Annotated in this window: 17 protein-coding genes and 1 riboswitch; of the genes, 2 read left to right on the forward strand and 15 right to left on the reverse strand. The window is 52.4% G+C overall.

Annotated features, from left to right (window positions below):
* Window positions 1-48 precede the first annotated feature (48 nt).
* The 13 genes from RGB73_RS22890 to RGB73_RS22945 all read right to left on the reverse strand — a co-directional run bounded on the left by RGB73_RS22890 (window position 49) and on the right by RGB73_RS22945 (window position 12,585).
* Complete coding sequence (locus RGB73_RS22890) at window positions 49-1,161, reverse strand: chymotrypsin family serine protease (RefSeq protein WP_310765026.1); 1,113 nt, start codon at window positions 1,159-1,161, stop codon at window positions 49-51.
* A gap of 233 nt (window positions 1,162-1,394) precedes the next feature.
* Window positions 1,395-2,702: a nucleobase:cation symporter-2 family protein gene (locus RGB73_RS22895; protein WP_310765028.1), complete on the reverse strand. Its 1,308-nt coding sequence runs from the start codon at window positions 2,700-2,702 to the stop codon at window positions 1,395-1,397.
* Between the two features lie 97 nt (window positions 2,703-2,799).
* Window positions 2,800-3,390 carry a xanthine phosphoribosyltransferase gene (locus RGB73_RS22900; RefSeq protein ID WP_310765030.1) on the reverse strand — a complete coding sequence of 197 codons (591 nt, stop codon included), beginning with the start codon at window positions 3,388-3,390 and terminating at the stop codon, window positions 2,800-2,802.
* A 268-nt stretch (window positions 3,391-3,658) separates the two neighbouring features.
* Window positions 3,659-3,760: riboswitch (purine riboswitch) on the reverse strand.
* Window positions 3,761-3,880: 120 nt separating this feature from the next.
* The gene (rsgA, locus tag RGB73_RS22905) at window positions 3,881-4,963 is read right to left on the reverse strand and encodes a ribosome small subunit-dependent GTPase A (RefSeq protein ID WP_310765032.1); all 1,083 of its coding nucleotides are present in this window, start codon (window positions 4,961-4,963) and stop codon (window positions 3,881-3,883) included.
* Between the two features lie 250 nt (window positions 4,964-5,213).
* Entirely contained in the window at window positions 5,214-5,477 is a 264-nt protein-coding gene (locus tag RGB73_RS22910; protein WP_310765035.1) for a hypothetical protein, read from the reverse strand.
* A gap of 124 nt (window positions 5,478-5,601) precedes the next feature.
* On the reverse strand, window positions 5,602-5,823 hold the full coding sequence (locus RGB73_RS22915) for a WYL domain-containing protein (RefSeq protein ID WP_310765037.1): 222 nt from the start codon (window positions 5,821-5,823) through the stop codon (window positions 5,602-5,604).
* A gap of 199 nt (window positions 5,824-6,022) precedes the next feature.
* Window positions 6,023-7,231, reverse strand: coding sequence for an MFS transporter (locus tag RGB73_RS22920; protein ID WP_310765039.1), 1,209 nt, complete (start codon window positions 7,229-7,231; stop codon window positions 6,023-6,025).
* 355 nt (window positions 7,232-7,586) lie between these two features.
* Window positions 7,587-8,204: a YcnI family copper-binding membrane protein gene (locus RGB73_RS22925; RefSeq protein ID WP_310765041.1), complete on the reverse strand. Its 618-nt coding sequence runs from the start codon at window positions 8,202-8,204 to the stop codon at window positions 7,587-7,589.
* A complete protein-coding gene (locus RGB73_RS22930; protein ID WP_310765044.1) occupies window positions 8,201-9,472 on the reverse strand; it encodes a copper resistance CopC/CopD family protein in 1,272 nt (423 codons plus the stop codon). The genes RGB73_RS22925 and RGB73_RS22930 overlap by 4 nt, the downstream gene beginning before the upstream one ends.
* Before the next feature lie 451 nt (window positions 9,473-9,923).
* Window positions 9,924-10,265: a MerR family transcriptional regulator gene (locus tag RGB73_RS22935; protein ID WP_310765046.1), complete on the reverse strand. Its 342-nt coding sequence runs from the start codon at window positions 10,263-10,265 to the stop codon at window positions 9,924-9,926.
* 117 nt (window positions 10,266-10,382) lie between these two features.
* Window positions 10,383-10,772 (reverse strand): tautomerase family protein, encoded by a 390-nt coding sequence (locus RGB73_RS22940; protein WP_310765048.1) that lies wholly within the window; start codon window positions 10,770-10,772, stop codon window positions 10,383-10,385.
* 239 nt (window positions 10,773-11,011) lie between these two features.
* A complete protein-coding gene (locus tag RGB73_RS30655) occupies window positions 11,012-11,413 on the reverse strand; it encodes a molybdopterin-dependent oxidoreductase (RefSeq protein ID WP_396136127.1) in 402 nt (133 codons plus the stop codon).
* Between the two features lie 83 nt (window positions 11,414-11,496).
* The gene (locus RGB73_RS22945; RefSeq protein WP_310765050.1) at window positions 11,497-12,585 is read right to left on the reverse strand and encodes an NAD(P)H-dependent flavin oxidoreductase; all 1,089 of its coding nucleotides are present in this window, start codon (window positions 12,583-12,585) and stop codon (window positions 11,497-11,499) included.
* Window positions 12,586-12,761: 176 nt separating this feature from the next.
* Here RGB73_RS22945 and RGB73_RS22950 point away from each other — a divergent pair, with 176 nt between their 5' ends.
* Window positions 12,762-13,652, forward strand: a complete 891-nt coding sequence (locus tag RGB73_RS22950; protein WP_310765052.1) for a LysR family transcriptional regulator — start codon at window positions 12,762-12,764, stop codon at window positions 13,650-13,652.
* Between the two features lie 24 nt (window positions 13,653-13,676).
* Here the strand turns inward: RGB73_RS22950 and RGB73_RS22955 are convergent, their stop codons facing one another.
* Both RGB73_RS22955 and RGB73_RS22960 read right to left on the reverse strand, forming a co-directional pair.
* Window positions 13,677-14,135, reverse strand: a complete 459-nt coding sequence (locus RGB73_RS22955; protein WP_310765054.1) for a hypothetical protein — start codon at window positions 14,133-14,135, stop codon at window positions 13,677-13,679.
* A 2-nt stretch (window positions 14,136-14,137) separates the two neighbouring features.
* Window positions 14,138-14,920 carry a hypothetical protein gene (locus RGB73_RS22960; RefSeq protein ID WP_310765055.1) on the reverse strand — a complete coding sequence of 261 codons (783 nt, stop codon included), beginning with the start codon at window positions 14,918-14,920 and terminating at the stop codon, window positions 14,138-14,140.
* A gap of 146 nt (window positions 14,921-15,066) precedes the next feature.
* On the opposite strand from RGB73_RS22960, the gene RGB73_RS22965 reads away from it, so the two are divergent.
* Entirely contained in the window at window positions 15,067-16,107 is a 1,041-nt protein-coding gene (locus RGB73_RS22965) for a DUF3231 family protein (protein WP_310765057.1), read from the forward strand.
* Window positions 16,108-16,210: the final 103 nt, after the last annotated feature.

A 16,210-nucleotide genomic window follows, 5' to 3' on the forward strand; every position in this document is an offset into this window, starting at 1 on the left:
GAAGCAAAAGACCTATTCCTTGACGAATAGGTCTTGCTTCTTGTTCCTCTACGTTTTTTTCCTCTTCCGTGCGGACCGTTTCCTCACGGCAGCGCTTTTTATTACGATCCGGCGCAGCTGAGCGGCCGACAATGGCCGCGTATATCCGAGCCGCTTGGAGCCTGCCATGCTTGCTACCCGCCCAAGACCGCCATTCGCACGGGCTACGCGGATGCCAAACGCCTGCATCGCCCAGTGGACAGGAAACGCGATCGACAGCCTGCCGTCAGCGGAGCCCGCGAAATTCACAGCGGCGGCGTAATTGGCCGACGTCAGCCATACGGAGCCAGAGTCACCTGGCAACGATACGGCCGTCTGCCCCCGCACGACCGTCTGGTTGCGGAATCGAATGGTGCCCAGTCCTCCGAGACCGCCATAATCTACATTGATATCCGTATGAATCGATTCCACGACCCCGCTCACTCGCCCGCTCGTCCGCCCCACTTTCTTGAAGCGTGCCCCTACCGCATACCCGCGGACATGCCCCCGGACGGTGCCCACAGTCGCATACCTGGGGGCGAGAAGCCTGTTCGAGGTCGGGATCGAGAGGGCCGCATCCATGTAGTTCGCCGCATTTTTTCGCAAGCGGATATACCGGTACAGCCGTCCGATTCGACTGATGCCGGAGCGCCCGCCGTCCGCCCCGCCAGGCTGGATCGTCTCCGTGTAGTCGCTGGAATTGTTGCGATTCAGCACATGGTTGTTGCTCAGCAAAAAACGCCGCGCTCGCCGTGCTGCCTGTGCTACAATGAGGCCTGCTGTCCCGGACACCCGCGGATAACCGACGCTGTACCCCGCTATGACAGGGCGAATCCTCCGGCGAAAGGTCCCTCCTCCCGCTGCAGGACGAGCGACTGGATGACAACAGCACCGCCCGGAGACAACCGTCCTCACCGGGACAGAGACGTGCCCGGCTGCCTTGCTCTTCTTGACCGCCACGCTGCCCGGACACTGCTTCGCCACGGTCGCGCTCGCATCCGCCGTATACATGACGACACAGGCGCCGTCTTTTTTGTTTCGTCGATTCTTGTATCCCACACCGATGCCGACGACTCCCGGCATGCTCTTCCACTTTTTGACCAACTGCTGCTTGGCCCGCAACGCTTCCCGAAAGGTAGCCATGGGATCCCTTCCTTTCTTTGGATTCCTCCACATAGCCATCGTATGTCGGACTTGGCCGAAAACGTTGGACACCTGCAACACGTACAGGCCGCCTTTTTTTGCACAATTAGAAAACCTGGCTCCGCCATGCCTTTTGGCGAAGCCGCGGTGGAATTTTACAAATCCCTGTCTGTACAAAAAAAGCCGCCCAGCTCCCAAACGAGAGCCAGACGGCTTTGCGCAATCACTTTACCTCAGGACGCTTCCTGCACAGCGCTGCTCGGCACCGGCTGCACCATCTTTTTATTGGTGTGCACCAGCACGATATTCAGGATGACAGCGGTCAGGGAACCGGTCACGATCCCGTTTTGCAGCAGCATCTTCGCCAGCGTCGGCAGTTGGTCGAACATGCTTGGAACTGCGGCGGAGCCCAATCCTACCGCGATACTGCAGGCAGCGATCAACAGGTTTTCGTTTTGGCGAAGATCGACGTGCGAAAGGATGTTGATGCCGGAAGCCACTACCATGCCGAACATCGCAATCATCGCACCGCCCAACACCGCATTCGGGATGACGGTAGTCAGAGAAGCAAGCTTTGGCAAAAGGCCGAGGACAACCAGAATGCCGCCTGCTCCGATCATGACATCGCGGGATTTGATGCCTGTCAGGCTGACCAGGCCGACGTTTTGCGAGAACGCCGTATACGGGAAGGCATTGAACAAGCCGCCCAGCACGATCGCGACCCCTTCGCCGCGCAAGCCTTTGACGACGTCCTCTTTGCTGACCTCTTTGTTCGTCACTTTCCCGAGGGCAAAGTAAACCCCTGTCGACTCGGCCATGCTGATGATGTTTACCAGAATCATCGTCAGGACGGCGACGATGCTGAACTGGGGAGCGCCGAAGTAAAACGGCTCGACAACGCTGAACCAGGAGGCAGTAGCCACATTGGCGAAGCTGACCATCCCCATGAAGTAAGCGACGACGGTACCGGCAAACAAACCGATGAGGACAGAAATAGCGCGAACGAATCCGGTAAAAAAGCGATTGATAAGCAAAATGATAACGAGAGTTCCCAATGCGAGAAGCAGGTTGTGCGGCTGACCGAAGTCAGGCATCCCTTGACCGCCGGCCGCATTGTTCATAGCGACTGGAATAAGAGAGAGACCGATGATCGTAACGACCGAACCTTGAACGACCGTCGGGAAAAAGCGCAGCAGCTTGCCGAAGAGCGGAGCCGCCAGCACGACGAAGATCCCGGACAGGATGATGGCCCCGTACGCTGTCGCGAGGTTGGTGGACGAGGCGATGGCGATGATCGGGCCGACCGCCGTAAACGTACAGCCGAGCACGACCGGGAGGCGAATCCCTGTGTAGCGCGTGCCGAGAACTTGCAAAAGCGTGGCGATGCCGGAAGTGAACAAGTCGGCAGCGATCAGATAAGCGATTTGCATCGGGGTAAGATGCAGCGCACCCCCGATGATCAACGGCACTACGACTGCACCCGCATACATGGCCAGAACGTGCTGCAAGCCCAGTGTAACGACTTTTTGTTTGGATAGCATAAGCGTTAATCTCTCTCCTCTTTTCCGGTATGATGAAAACCTCTGTCAACGCCTGATCGTAAATGAGCGACTGCGAAACGGATGATCGCTGATTTCGTTACGCGCGGATCGCTGCAGGCTCCATGAACTCGATTCCGCTCGGAGACATGGACTTGATGCGGGCCAATGACTCGATGCGCACGCCTTCTTTTTCCAGCAGCCCGCGGCCTTCCTGGAAGCTCTTCTCGATGACGGCTCCGATGCCGACGAGGTGCGCTCCCGCATCCTTCATGATCTGGGTGAGACCGACCAAAGCCGCTCCTGTCGCCAGGAAATCGTCGACGATCAGCACGCGGTCGTCCGCATGCAAATATTGCTTGGACACGCTGATCTGGTAGGTTTCCTGCCGGGTAAAGGAGTGAACGGGTGCCGCATACACTTCCTCCGTCAACGTGACCGCTTTTTTCTTCTTGGCGTAAATGAACGGCACGCCAAGCGCAAAGGCGGTCGCCATCGCAAAGTGGATGCCGCTCGCTTCGATCGTGACGACCTTGGTCACGTTCTGGTCGCGAAACAGCTCGGCAAAACGCTCCCCGATCTTCATCGTCAACTGCGGATCCACCTGGTGATTCAAAAAGGCGTCCACTTTCAGTACGGTTTCCGACAATACCTTGCCGTCTCGGACGATGCGCTCTTGCAGTTCTCTCATCTAGCTTCCCCCTCCATGTATGAAGCAGCCTTTTGGCGCTTGAAAACAGAAACGATAAAGCTTGTACAGGCGGTGCTGTTGCCTTTTGGAAAACAAAGGAAGCCCAGAGAGAACAGATCTTCGGGCTGGCATGAACGAAACTACCAACTCCAAGTGAAATCTGTCCCTCTGGGCTTGATTTTCCCGAGGCCAGCGCACGAGTCTCACCCGCGCAAACACGCAAACGAACCTGTCTGCTTGCGCTCTTTCCCGAGGCAAACAAAAGGTACGCAGGCGCTCTCTCACTCGTAGTCAGGCGATTTACGGTCACCCGGTAGAAACTGTTGGGCCTTATTCCCAAAATTATACGAGCCTGCGTTATGCTTTTTGGATATTGACCAATCTATCATATCTGGCGGCCACGGGGCAAGCGTAAATTTTTGAAAGCCAGGGAACCTTCCAGCGTCCGAAAAAACAGGAAAAAGCCCCCGATCCAGTCGAGGGCCTTCCTTTATCGCTTCGGCTTTCGCTGCCGCATTTGCATGTTGATTTTTTTCCATTTATCCTTCTCGGCTGCCTGCAGCTTCGCGTCTTCCTTGCGCGCCAGATGGGCAAGCTCTCGCTGCAGCTTGAGATAGCTGTCAAAGCGGGCCTGTTCCAGCGTTCCGTCGGCAATCGCTTCGCGCACGGCGCATCCCGGCTCCCGCATATGCTGGCAATCATTGAACCGGCATGACTGCGCGATCGACTCGATATCGTCGAATGCCCCGCGGAACCCTTCGTCTGCTTCCCACAGCTGCAGCTCCCGCATGCCGGGCGTGTCGATCATCAAGGCGCCGCTCGGCAAAAGAAACAGCTCCCGGTGCGTCGTCGTGTGCCGCCCGCGATCATCCCCTTCGCGCACTTCGCTCACTCGCTGCATGTCCATGCCGCTCAGCTTGTTGATCAGCGTGGACTTTCCTACCCCGGAGGAGCCCATGAGTGCCACCGTCTGACCTGCTCCCAAATACGGCGCAAGCTGCTCCAGCCCTTCATCGCGCTCGGCGCTGACGACGTGCACGGGCACTCCGATGGCTACCGATTCGACTTCACGCAGCCTGGTTGCCAAATCGTCGCACAAATCGGCCTTGCTCAGCACGATGACAGGGGAAGCGCCGCTCTCCCACGCGAGGATCAAATAGCGCTCCATCCTGCGAATGTTGAAGTCGTTGTTCAAGGCATTGACCAAAAAGACGGTATCGACATTGGCTGCCACGATCTGTTCTTCTACTGTCTCACCAGCTGCCTTGCGGGAAAACTTGCTCTTGCGCGGCAGCAGCGCATGGATCGTCGCCTTCTTTTCCGCTGCGCGCGGACTGATTACGACCCAGTCCCCGACGGCCGGATAATCCTCACGGCCCGTCGCTTCGTAGCGCAGCTTACCCGTCACTTCGCCCAAGAGCTCGCCATGCTCGCTCAGAAGGCGGTACATCCTTTTATGTTCCAGCGTGATGCGTCCCACGCTAAATCCCTGTTCGGCATATGGGGCGAAATGATGGGCAAAAGTCTCATTCCAGCCCAAATTTTGCAATGTTTGTTGTGTGCTTTGATTCACGAACGGATTCCCCCTGCAAATGGTTATGTTCCCTGGCTGTTCTCCAGCCAAAACCAGTCACAGTCGAATCCCCAAATCATGAACGGTATCAGTGTTCGCTTGAAAGGAGGATTCCTGTGACCCCGATTGCGACAATCTCTACCCATTTTGTGCTTGCCATATTACATCTCTCCTTTTCAAACCGATCCATTCAGGTTTGGTATGTGATTTCCCAGATATTGTACCATGAAACGGGGACGATGCAACAGGGTCAGTCTCCCCCGCCTCCGCCGCCGTCTCCACCTCCGCCGTCAGAGCCGCCGCCGTCATAACCGCCATCGCTGTGGCTATGGCTGTGGCTGTGGCCATGCCCGTGTCCGTGTCCGTGACCATGCCCCCAACCGTCCGAATCGTCGCGGCGATGATCGCTGTCCGCGTAATAGATCGGACTGCTGTCGGAAGACGAGGAGTTCGACCGGCCGCGGCCGCCCCTTTTGGCGTTCGAAGCCAGAATCACCAGCAGTATGATGAACACGAATGCAACGACGATGATCGTTTCCATAAATTCCTCCCCCTCTATTGCGCCTGTCCTTCCCAGTATACCATGTGCTACAGATCCGGGATGGAAGCGACTGTCATTTCTGGGGAAGAGCAGTCGCCTAGCCTGCCGTCCGCTTGCGCACCGGCGCTACTGCCAGTACATTTTCAACGGCGAACACCCGGCAGGCTTTGCGTGCGTAACAGTAGGCCTTGAACCGCTGGCCCGCAGCGTCTAGCTCGAGGATCCGGACGATGCGCCTGCTGGTCTCGCCGTTTTTGCCCAAGTAGATCATCTCGAAGACCTGCTGACGCTCCCAATATTTGCTAAGTTCTCGAATCATCAGTAGTCACCGCCATTTCGTCTGTACGAATATCTTATCACTCGGAACATATGTTCGCAAGTTTGTTCGCATGGAAATGGGAATGAGAGAACCTGGCTACGTCATGCCTTTTGGCGGAGCCGCGGTTGCATTCCTATCAATACAAAAAAGGCATGGCCCAAAAAGAGCACATGCCTTTCTTCATATCTGCCACAAGGTTTTACCGTTTTCGCAATGCCCTGCCGAACACACCGGCGATCGGGAGCAGCAATACGGCCGCTACGGTCAGAGAGGCCCGAATGGACAGCCGATTCCCGATCCAGCCCACGATCGGGCCTCCCGCCGTCTGCCCCAGCGCATTGGATTGGCTCAGCATGGAAAGAACCGTAGCCCGCACGCCGCTCGGGATGTTCATGTTCAACCACGTATCGTACAGCGGGCTGCTGACGGCTTCGATCACCCCGACCAGGAGCAGGGACGCCAGTGCCCACCAAAAGTTCGGGGACAAAGCGAAGGTCAACACCGCAGCGACCCGCAGGCTCGTGAGGATGAACATCCCCGCCATGACGAGCCGCTCGTTGTTTACGTCCAGTCTCTTCTCGGTGAAGCGGACGGCGAAGATGCCGAGAAAAGCGGTCAATGCCGCAATGCCCCCGAACCAGACAGCCATCGAAAAGGGAACCGCTTGCGGAAATCCGACATCCGTAATCAAATGGGCTTCCCGCAGCCGGTCATACCCTTCCGAAGCGGCCCCGCTCAGCAGCGTCACGAGCAGGATCAGCAAAAGGATCGGCTGGGAGCGAACCACTTGCGCTCCTGACAGCCATGTCTCCTTCATCTCCCGCCATTGCGACGCACCCCTTTCCCGCTTGCGGGGTACAAACCTTGTTTCCTTCATGAAAACTGTCAGAAATGTCCCCAGCCCAAGGTAGATCAACCCGCCGATGAGGTAAGGAAGCTGCGGGCCTAGCGTGGACAACCCTACACTCAGGACGATGCCTGTCAACGTAGCCACCAGGGAAACACGCTTCGCTTGCATAAACAGGCTGCCCAGAGACTCTTCCCCCGCCTCATCCGCGATCCACGCCGTATCTGCACCGCTGACGAACGTGTGCCCGAGCCCAAAAAACACCTGCGCGAGAAGGACCCACCCGAACATGGGGAGCAGGGGTACCGCCACTTGCAAGGCCCCCATCACGCCTTGAAGCGCAAAACCGAAGCCGAGGACGAACATCCCCACGATGATGGACAGGCGCCTGCTGTACGTGTCGGCCACGACCCCGGTAATCCCTTCAAACAGGACCACCGTGAGCTCCAGCACCGTGCCTACCACCAGCAGCTCCAAAGGGGACAGCCCCAAAGCCGCAATATAAAAAACGGCATAAGTCGTAAACATCGTCGAATCGGCCAACGCCGACAGAAATCTCATGATCAGATACACATTTTTCGCATTCATTTTCATAGGAACTTCGATCCGCCTTTTCCCGGCAGACGGACACGTTCCCTTTTATTGCCGGCATTCGGTTTGCCGGACCGGCTTTTCCCCGACTACCTACCGGCACAAAAGCGAGCGTGTCTTCCTGCCGCTCGATTTGTCTTTCTGTCGTGTGTGGAATGCAGCCGTTAAAAATTTTGGCATGAGTATACACCTCCAAGAGTCATTAGCTATATTATATAGATTTTGAAAATCCTGGCTAGAGAAATTGTTTTCCTTGACGAAAGTGCCCGACTTCTCCGCTCACGAAAAAACGCGCAGAGCTCCCGTCTGCGCGTCTGGTTCTTGATTAGGCTTTTTTGCGGAACAGGCTCACGATCGAGATCAGCAGAGCCAAACCGGACAAAACCAGCGGCACGGTGTTGCTTCCTCCCGTCGAGCTGGCGGTTTCCTCTGCCGGTGCTGCCGCTTGCCCGTGATCGTGACCTGCGTCGCCGCTGGCACCGGCTTTGATCGTGGTTACGGAGGCAGGCGTCTGGGAATCGGCTGCTCCGGTCCACTCCACCACTTCTCCGTCCGCATAGGTCTGATACGCTTTCCAGGACAAAGCCCCCGGCTCTTTCGGGTTGGCGCCGACAAAGGCGAATTCCGCGAATTCGTGCGGGCCAATGCCTCCGTTGGTTGCTGTCCAGACCAGCGCGGTATTGCGTCCATCCTTGTCTTTCTCAAACTCGTAGGACCAGCCTGGGATCGGCTGTACCGTACTGACTTTTACCTCGGCCGGAAACTCCAGTTTGACCTTGGTTGTTTTCACGTCTTTCTCCACAGGAACACGGACCGTGTATTTCTCGTAGGCTCCCGTCGTCGATTCTTTCGGATAGACGTTTACGTGAGCCTGTGCTGCAGAGGCAAGCGTCAGAATCGCCCCTGCCATCAGTACACTGCTCATCCATTTGCCAACCTTCATCGTAAAAAACCCCCTACTGATTGTATCGATTGCTGTATTTCCGTCGGATACGAGGTCTGGCTCATCCACAGCCCCGCCAGGATTGCCACGACGCCCAGGAGAAGCTCCCAGCGCAGCAAGGCGGGTTGCAGCGTGTTTTGCTTTCTCCAGCGACGTGTTTGGCGCCAGGCGACGATCAGCATCCCGCAGACCGCTGCTATTTTGGCGTACAGCAGGTAGCTCCAGGTGAGAGCGCTGCTCAAAACGCTGACAGCATCCGTCTGCACAAGCAGCATGGCGACCCCGGTAAGCACGGCCAGTGAAGCCGCAATTGCCACTGTCCTCAGGAAGAACGCTTTAAACTGCTCATTTTTCCATTCCGTGCGTCTGTACACGAGCAGCAAATATGCCAGGGCTCCCATCCAGATGGAGACGGTGAGCACATGCAGGATCCTGAGCCCGATGGCCAGCCACACCGGGGTAATTCCCCACGCATGACCGCCAAATGCCTGCGTCCCGAGCAACGTAAGCCAAATCGCGACGTACCAGCCCTCGATCATGTTCGGAATCGCCAGCAGGATCAACAGGACGAGCGACACGAGCAGCATGACCGCGAACGGAGACTGCGCCAGCACTTGCCAGCTGCCTTCCCAAAGCATGTCGGTCAAAGACACGGCCGCAAGCGACTCGTCGTACAGAAACCAGAGGAACACCAAGCCTACGAGGGCGAGGCCCCAGCCGATCGGCCTCATGATACCAAGCAGCTCGGAAAACGCAGGCAATCCGTGGCGCTGTGCTCTCCAGGCGAGCAAGTACAAGCCCCCGCCCAGCAAAAATATGCCTTGCGTCAGATATCGGTACACGATCAAGTACGTGTTGTCGGGCTGTTTTTGCGTCGGGTCCACCACGGTCGCGCTCTTATGCCCGATCGAGAAGGTCACGCGTTCTTCAACCGGATGTCCGTCCTCGGAAACGACAGAGACAATCGCCACGTATGTGCCTTCCCGCAAATCCGGAAGCCGGGCGTTCACCTGGGAAGCATCTCCGGGCTGCAGCGTGGGTCGTTCCAACTGGATCTCATCGCCTTCGTTGTTAAACAGGCGAACCGACACCAGGTCGGGCTCCAGCGTCTCGGTGAAGCGCATGGAAATTTGCCCCGGACTTGCCGGCAGCACTTCGCCGTCTTTGGGGCTGCTACCCATCAACCCGGCGTGGGCCTGCACGGACTGTCCCGCCGCGCCGAGCACGAGGAACAAGCAGAGCCACAGCATGGCCAGGTATCGTTTCATGTCCATCACCATCCACTTCGGTTCCGTAGCTTTTCCACAGAATTTATCCTATCAGACTTGCGGAAATGTCCATATGGCTCAAAGGGGCTATCTGCTGTGACGAATTGTTGAAGGCGGCTTCAACACTTACCGGCATGGCACTTGAGCCTTGCCACAAGTTCGCCGGCATCCGTAATATCTTCTCTTTTTCCCTTTTTCCTGGACAGCTTTTGGCTTCGGCGGGCTTTCAGGGCGTCTCGTTGGCTTCGCTCTGGTGTCTATCGTTAAGTGATAACAAAGCAATAGACCGGAATTCCTTATCTTGCTTAATGGAATTCCGGTCATTTTTGAACTTAGAAAACAGTAGTCGGTTTAGATTCATCGCAGTCTTGAAAGGAGTTTCATAAGAAAATCGAATAGCAAAGTTGCAGACGGCTCATTGACTATCAACACATCAGTTTAATGCCACTGCTCAGTCTATCCCTTTACTTTGGTCTTTATAGAATATTACTTCTCTAATTTGATCCGTTGTCAGTCCTAATTTCAAATAAAGTTGGATGGAATGAATGGATTCGATAACCTGTTCGTCATATTCCCTATAATTATTTTCTTGACGAGAGGCGCTGATTAAGCCTTTCTCCTCCTTAATATCTAATCGAACGATTACTGACCCCGGATCGTACAGATTTTGGTGGGTTCTGCACGCTTGGAATGGTTTGAGAGTTATTTTGATGACCCAACCGATCAAGCAGCAATCAATCGAGGTATTGATTGGTATGAAGATGATAGATTTGAATAAGGCATCTTGAATCACTAAGGCGGAGTTTCATGAAAAAAATCCTGCGAAACAAAATATTTATAGCTCTTTTTATTTTGACCCTAATTCCCTTTTTACTCTATTACGTCGCATTTTACTAAACAGTCTCCACCCCTACAGCTTACCGGTTAAAAATTGCGCCTCACCCAAACCAAAACTCCAATCAGCGTCACTGTTTTCAACGATGGATACCAGTAAATCAGTGGGTGCGATTCCACATTCCGTTTCTAGTCTGTCGGCGAGCAAGGCATAGAGCTTTTGTTTTTTCTCCTTTGGCCGCGATTTACTGATGATGGACAGAACGACAAGATTATGGGTACGGTTAAATCCTAACCCCGTATCCTCTATAACCAGGTGATCCGCTGGATGCTCGTGTACAATTTGGTAACGATCCCGCTCGGGAACCTCAAAGGCCTCTACGACAGCTGCATGTGCCACATCCAACAGTTTTTTCAGGCTTTCCTTGTCGCGCCCTTTTATAAGGTCAAAACGCAGTAATGGCATAACTCATTCTCCTTCTTTTCCTTCATTTGTAGAATAGGAAAGTTGTTCGTACTTTTCCATGCAAAGCTTTGTGCTTTGCTGAACAAAGATCAATACTCGCGACACTTGGTTGCGCCGTTGCTGTAGCGGTTGACTGTTTCCTTTGACGTCAAAGGCTCGAGCCAAAACCATATATTCCCCCACTGATTTTGGACACCATCTATAGCTGAATCGCTGCCACTCCATGTTACTGCGCGGCTCTACGCTGGCTTCCTTCCAAGTTTCTCCACCGTCTGTAGACACCTCGACGAAGGAAATCTCAATAGATCCCCTAGTTTTACCCCTGTCCACACAACGTTGCCGACTCTTCTTTGTGGCACTCTAGGGTTTAGGGGATTACCAGCGCACTCATGAAACGCCATAACGGATGTTTGCGGGAATTCTCTCAGCTCATTCAGGCTCAACTTCGTTGTTTTCTCAACCAGACCGTCGAGTTGAAGCTCCCACTCACCACATTCCATATCAGGGATGCCAAGGTGCCACACCTTGAATAAATCATCTTCGCTGGTAAGCTGTTTTGAATACGCACTGGCTTCCCGTTTCTGAATGAGTCCAAAGCCGGAAACCTTCATCCGCTGCGCCGCTTTCGGAGCACTTTCCATGGAAAATCACCAACATTCTCAAATAGGCTTTACTCTCTTTTCTATCTGGTTACCTTCTGGTTGCATTACGTACTTTCTCCGCATCAGTCGTCATTCATTCCATGAAGAGCAATCCTTTTCACTTCTGTTCTTGCTTGTTTCATGGTCTGTTCCACAATCTTGGCGGCTGTGCGATCGCTAGCCAACCTCAGGCCTTGTCCTGCCCAAAGAGACATGTATTCAGGGTTGTTGGCCTTTGCAGCAGCATGACGTATGTCCCTTGTCATCGCATTCTGAATGGGATATCCGGGGATATCTCCGGTATAATGCTCCATGTCATTCATGAATGCAGTTTGGATTCCCCTCGCGGCTTTCCCTGAGTATGCGGATGTAATTCCGGTAGCGTCCTCAGTTTCCAAAAGGATCTTCTGTTTGTATGCTGCATGGGCTCCGCTTTCTGGGCACGCGAGAAAGGCAGTCCCCATTTGTACAGCAGATGCACCCAATACAAGGCTTGCCACGAGCCCTCGCCCATCCATGATGCCTCCAGATGCGATGACAGGTATCGACACATGATCGGCAACTTGCGGAACAAGAGCCATGGTGCCAATCAGAGATTGGGATACGCTCTTAAGGAATGTACCTCGATGTCCACCAGCTTCACTTCCTTGTGCCACAACAGCGTCTGCACCGGCAGCTTCCCATCGTTTCGCTTCTTCAACTGTTGTTGCCGTGCCGATAACTACTGTTCCATTCTGCTTTATTGCCCGGATCACGTCTTGCGGGGGGATTCCAAAGGTGAAACTACATACAGGAACTTTCTCGTCCAGCAATACTTGCACCTGTTCTTCAAACGACTCGGAAGACGTTTGAATCAATGGATTTTTGGGAATGCCCAGTTCTTCCCGATAAAAATTGAGGAAGTCTGTCATGCGGGTGATCGTTTCTTCGGATTCCGTAGGTTCCTCCGGTACAAACAAGTTGACTCCAAATGGCCGATCTGTTTGTTTTCGGATTTCTTGGATCGCCGTGCGAAGTTGTTCCGGTGCCAGGTATCCTGCCCCCAGGTTGCCTAAACCCCCGGCATTAGAAACGGCTGCTACCAATTCAGGAGTAGTAGGCCCCCCTGCCATTGGTGCCTGGAAAATGGGGTAACGAATTTTCAGTTTGTTTGTTACTGCAGTCTCAAGCATTTTAGACCCTCCTTTGATTCCATAGTTCAATGGAAAAATTCATGCGGTTGGGTAGCGAAGCCTGCGTATCCTCCCCTTGTTTCCTTCCATTGTACCTTCACTCAAATATTGAGTAAAATGAAGTAAAACAATGCTTGGCATTAAAAAATACAATACCTGTTGGCGGAGGGATCACGATGGACATCCGAGACTTGCAGATTTTTTTGGCCGTCGCAAGCGAAGGAAGTATTACTCGGGCAGCCGAAAAATTGGAATACGTACAATCGAGCATCAGCATTCGTATCCAGCAGCTCGAAAGCGAACTGAAAACAGAACTGTTTCATCGCCAGAGGCAGGGGGTTCGCCTCACAACCTCCGGAGAAGTGCTTAAATCCTACGCGGAAAAAATTCTCTTTCTTGCACAAGAGGCAGAACGGGTCTTGACAGATCACTCGATCCCACGCGGGCCATTGCGAATTGGATCTCTGGAAACCACGGCGGCAATTCGGCTGCCTTCTATTCTGGCTGAGTATCACAGCGCCTTCCCGGACGTTGATTTGTCGCTGCGAACGGGCTCGACGGATGAACTCGTCAATCTGGTGTTGAAGTATGAATTGGATGGAGCTTTTGTGGCCGCACCCGTTGAAAACGTTGACTTGGAAAGTACAGAGGTCGGGACTGAGGAACTTGTGCTGGTATCTAGTGGACGGTTTCCCTCTATGGATACATGGGAGGATATTCGAAATTTCGTTTTGCTGGTATTTAGACCCGGTTGCTCTTACCGCAGAAAGCTTGAGGATTGGTTGCATTGGGAAGGGATTATACCTGCCAAGATTATGGAATTCGGAACGATTGACGGAATCATTGGATGTGTTCAGGCAGGCCTCGGGGTCTCTCTTTTACCCGTTTCCGTAGTGGAAAGAGCTACGCTTCAATACAACTTGCGGATCCATAAAATCTCGGAGAAATTCACTAAAACACCAACACTTTTCATTCGTCGTAAAGATACCCATGAAACAGTGGCTGTTTCCGAATTCATCCGGATTTCGAAAGAGATGTTTAATCATGCTGCGAAGGAAGAATTGTAGGATCGTGCGCGGCCGGCTGGTCTCTTATCGAGTTCTAGCCAGACCTAGAGCTTTATGGTCCCAGAGTATATCTTCTACAACTGATGCCTGACTGTCCTCACACGTAACAATTAGGATGACTTCTCCCTTCTTCCCTTTTTTCAGTTGAAGCTGCTTTTTGTTTCGTTTCAAAAGGTAAATGAACCAGCTCAGGGACACTCCTATAAGAAAGCCTAGAATCGCACCGACAACTCCCCAGATAATGGGCCCTCCTTGCCACACGAACCCTTTGCTGGCACCGATGGTAGCAAACATAAAGGCAAAAATCATGCCTTTATCGATAAATGACAGCCCATCCGCCCGATGGATACTGTCAAGAAGTCTCGGTTCTTTTTTGCGCAAATCAAGCGGTACTGCGTAAATGGATGAGATTCCCTTTTCCTCGAGCTCTGTAATGGCTATTTCAACAAAGGTTGAATACTCAAATGTAGCAAATATTTGCATCGTCATTGATCTCCTATGGTGATGAGATGCCCCACAGGCTGGTAATTTTCTACAAGGAATTGTCTTTGAGCCTCATCAAACAGTTTGTTATTTTCAACGGTGCTCGTATAGGCATCATAAATGGTAAAGAAATAATAAGAGGGAAAATACAATAACCATTGCTGATCGAGGACCGATGAAGAGGCGGCCACATCCCCCAGGATTAGATAGTGCACCGCCAGGATCAGATTGGATTGCCATACGATGACAATCGTACTGATAAGAATAAAGACAGCCAAAATAATACGGTGCAGGTACAGTTGGCCAATGCTGGGGACTCCCATGGACCATGCAACCGCTATCCATGGTTTGCGTTTATCGAGGTAATTGATCTCGAGCGCTCCGATGTTAAACACCGTAAAGCGTCCTTCTTCCCTTTGTGCCAGAAGATAAATCTTGTTCATATCGACGGTCGAACGATAACTATCATAAATGGCAAATAAATAAACAGGGATATAAAGCGACATGAATCTGGGATCCAGTACCTCTCTGGCTGCCTGGAATTGACCGTTCAATGTATAAATCAAAGCTAGATTCAAATGGATTTTCTGGTTAATAAAGAACTCCCACAGAACCAGCGCATATCCACGCAAATATTTATTCAAGAGCAAATGTCCAAAGCCCGGAAAAGCCATGGACCAACAGGCTACTGTAATGGGATTGCGCTTATGCAGTTGCGTCGTTCCCAATAAGCTGACGTACGCCAAGTATCGTCTGTTGCGAAATTGATTTCTAAAGTTATCCATATCATCACCCTGATTTTACCAGTTGGTTTCAAGATTATCGTGTCTTTTTATGAAGGGGGATATTCATTCATTCTTCACTACCGTGCAAAAGCCGTATGTGAATAAGAAATGAAACAACCAAGATACTACATCTTGAAGAGAGCAAAGTGCAGCGGAGGGAGTCTATGTCATTTCAGAAACCTCAGGTAAAGCCAACCAATATCGAATTAAGCTGTACGGAAATCGGGGGACTTTGGGGCGTTTATTTCCAGGAAGGCATGGCGGTATGTTTCCTTACCTACTTACTGCATCATCTTCAGGATGGGCAGATTGTTCCGTTGGCGGAAGAAGCGCTCAAGATCTCGCAAGAACGCATAAACAAGATCAAAAAATTTTTTCTTGCTGAAAATTTTCCGATACCGGCAGGGTTTTCAGAAGCCGATGTGAATCTAACTGCCCCTCCGCTTTTTCACGACACATTTACCCTGAGTTTTATCTACATGATGAATCGGTTGGGAATGATTAACTATGCGTTTACTGCTTCCAATAACGTTCGTCTCGATGTGTTAGATTTCTTCACTGAATGCATACATACGTCTACCGAGATGTTCGGCAAAGCCGTGCGAATGATGCTGGAAAAAGGCATTTATGACCGCCCGCCGAAAATGAACTACCCGAATAAAATCGAGTTCGTCCAGAAAGCCTCCTTCATTGACGGGATCATTGGACTGAAACGACCTCTCAATGCCATAGAGTTGTCCGAAATATTCTTCAATATCGAGCGCAACTACTTTTCCGTTATTCTCACGCTCGGGTTTGCACAGGTAATGGAAGATAAAAAATTGAAAAATATAATCCTCAGAGGCAAAAAAATCAGCGAACAACAAATCGAGTTATTCAACAGTCTGCTGATGGAGGAGGAGCTGCTCGGAACGGTACCCATCAGCATGGAAGTCACGGCATCCACCGTTTCCCCCTTCTCCGACAAGTTCATCATGTCAATGATCAACGTATTGAACTCGGTAGACATCCTTTTGATATCGCATGCCCTGTCGGTGACGATGCGAGCCGACCTCAGCTCTCACTACGCCAAAATCATCACGGATGTGATGGCGTTCGCCAAAGATACGTACGATATCATGGTGGAACGCCAATGGCTCGAACAACCGCCGCTTACGACAGATCGAGAGCAGCTGATGAAATCCTAAGGGCCTGATTCGACTGGAGCATATCTGAAACACCGGTCTGAGGCAGCCATTCCCCTCGCTGCTTCCGCCTATACCAATAAAAAAACGAGACTGGAGTATCGTC

Source organism: Brevibacillus brevis (assembly GCF_031583145.1).
GTDB lineage: Bacteria > Bacillota > Bacilli > Brevibacillales > Brevibacillaceae > Brevibacillus > Brevibacillus brevis_E.

Excerpts from the sequence above, each read along its gene's own strand:
- RGB73_RS22890 (WP_310765026.1), bottom strand. The coding sequence starts at position 1,161 with ATGGCTACCTTTCGGGAAGCGTTGCGGGCCAAGCAGCAGTTGGTCAAA.
- RGB73_RS22895 (WP_310765028.1), bottom strand. The coding sequence starts at position 2,702 with ATGCTATCCAAACAAAAAGTCGTTACACTGGGCTTGCAGCACGTTCTG.
- RGB73_RS22900 (WP_310765030.1), bottom strand. The coding sequence starts at position 3,390 with ATGAGAGAACTGCAAGAGCGCATCGTCCGAGACGGCAAGGTATTGTCG.
- RGB73_RS22915 (WP_310765037.1), bottom strand. The coding sequence starts at position 5,823 with ATGATTCGAGAACTTAGCAAATATTGGGAGCGTCAGCAGGTCTTCGAG.
- RGB73_RS22920 (WP_310765039.1), bottom strand. The coding sequence starts at position 7,231 with ATGAGATTTCTGTCGGCGTTGGCCGATTCGACGATGTTTACGACTTAT.
- RGB73_RS22925 (WP_310765041.1), bottom strand. The coding sequence starts at position 8,204 with ATGAAGGTTGGCAAATGGATGAGCAGTGTACTGATGGCAGGGGCGATT.
- RGB73_RS22930 (WP_310765044.1), bottom strand. The coding sequence starts at position 9,472 with ATGAAACGATACCTGGCCATGCTGTGGCTCTGCTTGTTCCTCGTGCTC.
- RGB73_RS22940 (WP_310765048.1), bottom strand. The coding sequence starts at position 10,772 with ATGCCATTACTGCGTTTTGACCTTATAAAAGGGCGCGACAAGGAAAGC.
- RGB73_RS30655 (WP_396136127.1), bottom strand. The coding sequence starts at position 11,413 with ATGGAAAGTGCTCCGAAAGCGGCGCAGCGGATGAAGGTTTCCGGCTTT.
- RGB73_RS22945 (WP_310765050.1), bottom strand. The coding sequence starts at position 12,585 with ATGCTTGAGACTGCAGTAACAAACAAACTGAAAATTCGTTACCCCATT.
- RGB73_RS22950 (WP_310765052.1), top strand. The coding sequence starts at position 12,762 with ATGGACATCCGAGACTTGCAGATTTTTTTGGCCGTCGCAAGCGAAGGA.
- RGB73_RS22955 (WP_310765054.1), bottom strand. The coding sequence starts at position 14,135 with ATGCAAATATTTGCTACATTTGAGTATTCAACCTTTGTTGAAATAGCC.
- RGB73_RS22960 (WP_310765055.1), bottom strand. The coding sequence starts at position 14,920 with ATGGATAACTTTAGAAATCAATTTCGCAACAGACGATACTTGGCGTAC.